This window comes from Actinotalea ferrariae CF5-4 (genome assembly GCF_000603945.1).
Classification (GTDB): Bacteria; Actinomycetota; Actinomycetes; order Actinomycetales; family Cellulomonadaceae; genus Actinotalea; species Actinotalea ferrariae.
This window is the reverse complement of sequence record NZ_AXCW01000082.1, coordinates 1-7,566: the sequence shown is the minus strand read 5'-3', so window position 1 is coordinate 7,566 and position 7,566 is coordinate 1. Positions and strand designations below refer to the sequence as shown.

General features: G+C 74.7%; 5 protein-coding genes. 1 reads left to right on the top strand and 4 read right to left on the bottom strand.

Features of this window, described 5'->3' with window-relative positions; translation table 11 throughout:
* Positions 1–2,012: AAA family ATPase (locus N866_RS09255; protein ID WP_081802498.1), on the bottom strand; the 2,012-nt coding region annotated here is incomplete at its 3' end.
* A gap of 114 nt (positions 2,013–2,126) precedes the next feature.
* Positions 2,127–2,534, bottom strand: a complete 408-nt coding sequence (locus N866_RS09250; RefSeq protein WP_052022741.1) for a PGPGW domain-containing protein — start codon at positions 2,532–2,534, stop codon at positions 2,127–2,129.
* 164 nt (positions 2,535–2,698) lie between these two features.
* Between N866_RS09250 and N866_RS09245 the strand changes: the two genes are divergently transcribed.
* On the top strand, positions 2,699–4,291 hold the full coding sequence (locus N866_RS09245) for a gluconokinase (protein WP_245612475.1): 1,593 nt from the start codon (positions 2,699–2,701) through the stop codon (positions 4,289–4,291).
* Here N866_RS09245 and N866_RS09240 read toward each other — a convergent pair.
* A complete protein-coding gene (locus N866_RS09240; protein WP_034225568.1) occupies positions 4,275–4,841 on the bottom strand; it encodes a DUF5317 family protein in 567 nt (188 codons plus the stop codon). The genes N866_RS09245 and N866_RS09240 overlap by 17 nt on opposite strands.
* Positions 4,842–4,892: 51 nt before the next feature.
* Positions 4,893–6,851 (bottom strand): putative bifunctional diguanylate cyclase/phosphodiesterase, encoded by a 1,959-nt coding sequence (locus tag N866_RS09235; RefSeq protein ID WP_052022739.1) that lies wholly within the window; start codon positions 6,849–6,851, stop codon positions 4,893–4,895.
* Positions 6,852–7,566: the final 715 nt, after the last annotated feature.

Here is a 7,566-nt window from a genome sequence, read left to right as displayed (position 1 = left end):
GCCTCGTCGTCCGCCTCGTCGTCCGCACGGGCGGGCGCCCGGCGGGCCCGGCCCACGGCCGCCCGCTCCGCGTCCTTCGCCGTGCGTGCGGTCTCGAGGACCTCGGTGATCTGGTCGCCCACCAGCTCGTGCCGCTCGAGCAGCGCGTCCCGCAGGGCCTCGACGAGGTGGCGGTTCTCCGCGAGCAGCCACATGACGCGCTGGCGGGCCTCGTCGAGGACCTTCTCGAGCTGCTTGCGGGCCTCGGCGTCGGACAGCACCGCGGCGACGACGTCGTGCCCCGTCGCCTGGAACGAGACGAGCGAGCCGGTCATCCCCGCTGCGCCGACCATCTGCGCCGCCGTCCGCGTCGCCGCGGCGAGGTCGCTGGCCGGACCGGTGGAGGTCACCCCGAAGAAGAGCTCCTCCGCGACGATCCCGCCCATGGCGATCTCCACGAGGGCCTGCAGGTCGCGGGCGGAGTACGTCCACACCTCCTCGGTGTCGCCGTGCGCGAGCAGGCCGAGCGCCTGGCCGCGCTTGACGATCGTGAGCACCTCGAGCTGACGGTTGGGCGCGGCGAGCCAGGCGACGGTCGCGTGGCCGGCCTCGTGGGTGGCGATGAGGCGCTGCTCCGCGGCGGTGTAGGTGACGGGCTGCCCGATGCCGACCATCTCGGTGATGCGCGCGTGCTCCACGTCCTCGAAGGAGGCCCCGGCCGCCCCGCGCCGCAGCGCGTTGACGAGCGCCTCGTCCAGGAGGTGCTCGATCATCACGGGGGTCCACCCGCTCGTCGCGGCGGCGATGCGGTCGCGGATGCGGTCGTCGTCGAGCTCGTCCTCGTGCGCCCGCTTCGCGAGGAAGTGGTCGACGAGGGCCCGGCGCCCGTGCACGTCTGGCGTGGGGAACGTGAGGATGCGGTCGAACCGGCCCGGACGCAGCAGGGCTGGGTCGAGCTGGTCGGCCCGGTTGGTGGCGGCGATGAGCAGGATGGGGGCCCGCTCCGGTCGGGCCCGGCGCACCTGCCGGTGCGCGGGCAGGAGCAGGTTGACGCGACCGATGACGGCGTCGCGCACCTTCTCCCACCCGGTGGGCTGGTCGAAGGACTGCATCTGCACCAGGAGCTCGTTGACGACCCCGCCCGTGCCCTCGCTGATGACCGCGTTGCGGACCACACCGGGCGCCCCGCCCGCGGTCGACCCGACGAGTGCGGCCCCGCGGACGAGCGCCCCGGACCCGCGCGGGTCGGCGAAGCAGTGGTCCGGGGAGAACGCCGTGAGGGGGAACGCGCTCGCGCCCGTCAGGGAGCCGCGACCGGACGCGGGCATGCCGCCGCGGGCCATCGCGATCGCGTCGATCTCCTCGATGAAGCCGATCGCACCGCCCTCGGCGCGCGCGGCCTTGCGCAGCTCGGTGAAGTAGCGGCGGATCTTCTTCGCGGTCGCGCCGTAGTACATCGACTGGAACGAGGTGGCGGAGACGAAGAGGAACGGCACCCCCGCCTCGGCGGCCATCGCCTTCGCGGTGAGAGTCTTGCCGGTCCCCGGCGGGCCCTCGAACAGCAGGCCGCGACGCGGGGTGCCGCCCATGAGGGCGGCGAACCGGCGGTGCGTCTGGAAGAGCTCGATCGACCGGCGGACGTCCTCCTTGACGGGGTCGATGCCGACGACGTCGTCCAGGGTCACGTCGACCTGCTCGGGCCGGTACGTCACGTGGGGGGACCGGGAGGCCACCACCTGCGTCCCGAGCAGGAGGGCGAGCATGGCGACGAAGAAGACGACGATGACGAGGAGGAACGGGTCCACGGCCGGGAGCGGCGGCACGAGGGGGCGGCCCAGGAGCGGCATCGCGATCAGGTAGGCCTCGACGGCGAGCACGACCGCCACGAACCGGTAGACGCGGCGGCGGCGCACCCGGTCGCGCTCGACGGCGATGTCGTGCGGGGCGGGTCGGGCGCCCGGTCCCTCGGCTCGCCTCCCGGCCGACGTGCCGGTGCCTCGGTGGGGCGACGGGTCCTGCGACGACGTGGCCATGGCGTCCCTCCTGCGGTGTCCGCCGGCCGGGAGCCGGCCGCCAAGGTCATCGTCGGACGGGGCGGGGGACCCGGCAACCGCACGGGGGTCACCCCGTCGGGTGACCTGCAGGGCTCAGTCGTGCCTGCGGGGCGGTGCGTCCGCCTCGTGCCGGCCGCGCGTGACGCGGGCGTGGACGACGGTCCCCACGAGGACCAGCCCGCTGCCGATCATGAGGATCGCGGACGCGAGGTTCATGAAGGGCAGGTCGGCCCCGAGGACCTGGGCGAGGCCGATGGCCACGAGCGCGAGGGCGAAGCCTACGGAGGCCCCGGCCCGCAGGCGGCTGCGGCGCACCTCCGCCACCCCCTGGCGCGCCTTGTGCTTCGCGTAGGCGAGGGGGCGCTCGGCCCAGGCGAACCGCGTCGCCAGGATCGCCAGGCCCGCGGCCACGAGGACGAACCCGGGCCCGGGGAGCACGAGCAGGGCGATCCCGGTCAGGAGCAGCGCGCCTCCGGCGACACCGACCAGCACCGTACCCACGCACGCTCCTCCCGCAGACCCCGCCCGCCCGTCCACCCGCGCGCGCGGCACCATCATTCCGCACTCCCGGGGCGGCGCCCGTCCGCCCCGGGGTGGACCTTCGCCCCCACGCTCGTCAGCCGGTCGGCGGGCCGGCGGGGGGTCGGCTGGGGCAGGATGCCGGGGTGACCGTGAGCCCCGCACCGACGGACGGCCCGGCCGGGACCGTGCGCCCGAACGGGCTGCGCGTCGTCGTCGGGGTCGACATCGGGACGACGAGCACCAAGGCGGTGGCCTTCGACGGCGGGGTGGTCGTCGCCTCCGCGTCCCACGGGTACCCCCTGCTCCAGCCCGAGCCCGGGTACGCCGTCCAGGACCCGGACCGCGTCCTCGCGGCCGTGCGCGCCGCCGTCAGCGACGTCGTCGGCCAGGTCGGCGCGGCACGGGTCGCGGGGCTGTCGTTCAGCGCGGCGCTGCACAGCCTCGTCGGGCTCGACGCCCACGGGACGCCGGTGACAGAGCTGCTGACCTGGGCGGACACGCGGGCGACGGCCCAGGCCGAACGCCTCCGGGCGGCGGCGGGCGGCCCGGCGCTGCACGGCCGCACGGGGACGCCCCTGCACCCCATGTCGCCGCTGCCGAAGCTCGTGTGGTTCCGCGAGGAGCGGCCCGACCTGCTGGACGCCGTCCACACGTGGGCCGGCATCAAGGAGTACGTCCTGCTGCGGCTGTGCGGCGCGCTCGTCGTGGACCACTCGGTCGCGTCGGCCACGGGTCTGCTCGACCTGACCACGCTCGCGTGGGACCCCGAGGCGCTGGCCCTCGCCGGGGTCAGCGCCGACCGCCTCCCGGCGCTGGTGCCCCCGACGGCTGTCCTGCCCGGTCTTCTGCCGCCCGTCGCGCGGGACCTCGGGCTGCCGCCGACGACGCCGGTCGTGGTGGGTGCTGCGGACGGCCCCCTCGCCAACCTCGGTGTCGGCGCCCTGGCACCGGGCGTGGCGGCCTGCTCGATCGGCACCAGCGGTGCCCTGCGCGTCGTCGTCGACCGCCCTGTGGTGGACCCCCGGGGGCGCCTCTTCTGCTACGCCCTCGCGCCGGGTCGCTGGGTGGTGGGCGGGGCGGTCAACAACGGTGGCGTCGTCCTCCAGTGGGCCGGCGACGCCCTCGCCCCCGACCTGGGTGAGCACGCCGAGGAGGAGCTGCTCGCCCTCGCGGCGCAGGCCCCGGCCGGGTCCGGCGGGCTGCTCATGCTCCCGTACCTGCTCAGCGAGCGCGCCCCCCACTGGGCCGGTGCGCCGCGTGGGGCCTTCGTCGGCCTCACGCGCGCCCACGGCCGTCCGCACCTGCTGCGGGCGGCCCTGGAGGGGGTGTGCCTGCAGCTCGCGGTGGTGCTGGACTCGCTGCGCGACGCCGGTCTGGAGGTCCGCGAGGTACGGGCCACCGGCGGGGCGATGCGCAGCCCCCTCTGGCGTCAGATGCTCGCCGACGCGTTCGGGATGCGGGTCGAGCTCATGGCGAGCGAGGAGGGCACGGCGTTCGGGGCGGCGGTGCTGGGGATGACGGCGCTCGGCCTGGTGGGGTCGCTCGACGCCGTGGCCGGGCTGCTGGACCCGGGTGCGCCGGTGGAGCCGGACCCGGGGGGCGCCGACGTCTACGCCCGGCTCCGGCCCGTCTTCGCGGACGCCTACAGCGCGCTCGAGCCGACGTCCGAGCGCCTCCGGGCGCTCGACCTGCCGCTGGGCACCGTGCCCCCGCGGGCTGCTACGCCCGAGGGGTGACCGCGGCGCGGTCGTCGTCCGGGGTCGGCGCCGGACGACCGAGACGGCGCGTCGAGGTCCAGGCCGCGACGACGACGCCGAGGAGGACCAGGACGTCCCCGATGCTGAAGGTGTTCGCCAGCGGCAGGGGAGCGGGCCACGCGAACGCGTCCCCGAGCCACGGGAGGACGGGGTCGGCCACGACGGCGGAGTTCGCGAAGTCGCCGGCCTCGACGCGTCCCGTCGCCGCGACGGCGTCCGGGTCGGCCGGCAGGACGCCGCCGTTGAGGGCGATGGTCAGGCCGTTCGACGCGGCACCCGCCCCCACGAGCAGCGCACCGGGGACGCGGCGGTTGAGCCACAGGAACGCGAGCGCGCCACCGTAGGTGAGCACGTGCCCGACCCGCGCGACGCCCTCCGGCAGGGGTGCCTCCAGGATCGCGGCCTGGAGCAGCAGCGTGGCCCAGACCAGGAGCGGCAGGCGCCACCGGTGCAGCAGCAGGCCCGCGGGCCATCGCCCGACGACGAGCGGGGACAGGACGGCCAGGAGGCACGCGGCGAGGAGCAGCATGGGGCCTTCCCACTCGGGCTGGGGCCGACGGGCGGGCCGTCGGCGATCGGGTCAGCGCGGCGCGGACCGCGCGGTGGGGACGCCGGGGCTGGCGCGCTCGGAGTCGAGCCGCTCGAGGACGGCCCGCGCCGTCGTCGGCCGGCCGAGGTGGAAGCCCTGGCCGACGTGGCACCCGAGGTCGCGCAGGGTGTGCGCGGTGTTCTCGTCCTCGATGCCCTCCGCGACGACGCGCAGGCCGAGGTCGCGCGCGAGGGCGATCGTCGAGCGCACGATGACGAAGTCGTGGTGGTCGCTGCCCATGTCGCTGACGAAGGACCGGTCCACCTTGAGCTCGTCGATCTCGAGACGCTTGAGGTAGCTCAGCGACGCGTGGCCCGTGCCGTAGTCGTCGACCGCGATCGCGACGCCCATCTCCCGCAGGGCGGCGATGACCGCGTCCACGCGCGCCGGGTCGGAGAGGATGCCGGTCTCGGTGACCTCGAGGATGAGCGCCGACGGCGGCACGTCGTGCCGCGCGAGCACCTCCTGGACGGAGCGGGGCAGGGCCAGGTCGGAGAGCTGCCGTGCCGAGAGGTTCACGGCGATCAGGAGGTCCTGGTGACCGCTCGCGCGCCAGACGGCCAGCGAGGAGAGCGCGGCGTCGAGGACGTAGGTCGTCAGCTCGCCGATGAGACCGGAGTTCTCGGCCAGCGGGATGAAGTCGTCCGGCGGCACGAGCCCTCGCGCGGGGTGGTTCCAGCGCACGAGCGCCTCGACCCCGACCGTGCGCCGGGTGACGAGGTCCACCTGCGGCTGGTACGCGACGGCGAGCTGGTCGGTGTCCAGCGCGGTCCGCAGGTCGGCGAGCAGCTGGAGCCGGTCGACCGTGTTGACGTCGAACTCCGCGGAGTAGGCGCTGATCCGGTCCCGCTCGAGCTTCGCGTGGTACAGCGCGATGTCCGCGTTCTTCATGAGCGTCTCGGCGTCCGCGCCGTGCGTGGGCGCGACGGCGACGCCCGCGCTGGCGCGGACGAGGAGCTCGAGGTCACCGATGCGCATCGGCTGCTCGAGCGAGGCCAGCAGCGCCTGCGCGACCTGGAGCGTCTCGTCGAGGCCCCCGTCGACGACGACGGCGAACTCGTCCCCACCGAGGCGGCAGGGCTCGAGATCGACCGCACCCCGGAGGCGATCGGCCACCTGCTTGAGGAGGTGATCGCCCACCGGGTGGCCGAGCGTGTCGTTGATGTCCTTGAAGTGGTCCAGGTCGAGCAGGACGAGACCCGGGCCGGCGTCGGGGGAACCCGTCCGGTCGCCTGCCCCCATCGCCCGAGCGAGCTGCTGCTGCAGGCGGTCCCGGTTCCCGAGGTTCGTCAGCGAGTCGTGCCAGGCCTGGTGCGCGTGACGGATGGCGGCGTCGGTCGTGAGGTAGACCGCGGCGACGGGCGCCGCGAGCAGCGCCAGGATGGCCACGCCGTCCTCGGCGACGTCCGCCGCCACCCCGCCGACGCAGAGCAGGACGAGATGTGTCGCGGCGTGGAAGCGGGCGTCCTGCGCGACGACGGCGCGGAGGGGCTGCCTGGCTGCGAGAGCGATGACGAACGCGACGAGGAAGCGGTTGACGAACACCATCGCCACACCGCCCGCGAGCAGGGGAAGGATGTGACTGGGCCCGACGGCGACCGGCGGGCCGAAGAAGGGCTCCCCGGAGATGAGACAGAACACGAGCCGGGCAGCAAGGACGCTCAGGACGTACTGGCCCGTGTTGAAGGCCGACTTGCGCCAGTCGCGGCGCCAGATGAGGTCGTCGACGAAGCTTGCGAGCGCCTGGACCGTGACGGCGACCCCGACCCCGGCGATGGAGACGAGAGCCAAGACGAAGGGTGCTGACGTCGAGAGCGACTCGGCCGGCTGGTCGTTGCGCGTGAGGACGAGCGGGCGCAGCTCGCCGACGATCGCCGCGACGACGAGGAAGAGCGTGGCTGCCAGGTAGGGCGAGGCGAAGACCTCTGACCATGCCGTACGGGTTATCACGAGGCCGAGACCGAGACCCCCTAGAAGGGTGACGGCCGCAACGTAGGCAAACAGAAGCCGCGGCGGCGCTTCCGGTGATCGGGCGCCGCCGCGGCTGGTGTCGTCGGTCAGAACCACTTCCACCCTGCGCCGACCGTCGCGGCGACCGCGACGAGCGTGGCCGCGCTGGCCGAGATGCGCACGATGGTGCTGTTCTTCGCGTTACGCCACTTGTCCATGGTCGAGATCCCCTCGGTGTCGTGACGGTCCCGGCCCGGCGGGCCGTCCCCTGCCACCCTCCGGAGAGCTCCGGCGGGTGCGATCGTCACTGATGGTCAGGTCGGCCGGCAGGAAGCGGCCATGAGGTGATCCTTGCGGCTTTCCCCCGTCCGGTCTACGAGTTCGGCGCGTGATCGGGTGAAGTTCTCGGGGCCAAAACGGACAAGATCACCCGAAAGGTCGCTGTCGTCCTCTTTCAGCCTTGCCAGAGAGGGGTCGCTGTGGGTCCTGGGCGTCTCCGCCTGGGTCGACGGTCCGTCCGGCGTCGGCGCGGCGCGCCCGGCTCCCGCCCGCGGGCGCGTGCCGACAGGCCGGGTTCTTGCCTCGGGACCCGCCGACGGGGCACGGCTCCCGTCCTCGGCACGCCGGCGGGACCCAGGTCCCGTCCCCCCGGCGCGCGCCGGCGGGACCGTGGGCGGGTGACAGGCCAGGTCCCCACCGCCGCGCCCGGTCGCCG

Coding starts and splice junctions, on each gene's coding strand:
- N866_RS09240 (WP_034225568.1), bottom strand. CDS start 4,841: ATGCTGCTCCTCGCCGCGTGCCTCCTGGCCGTCCTGTCCCCGCTCGTC.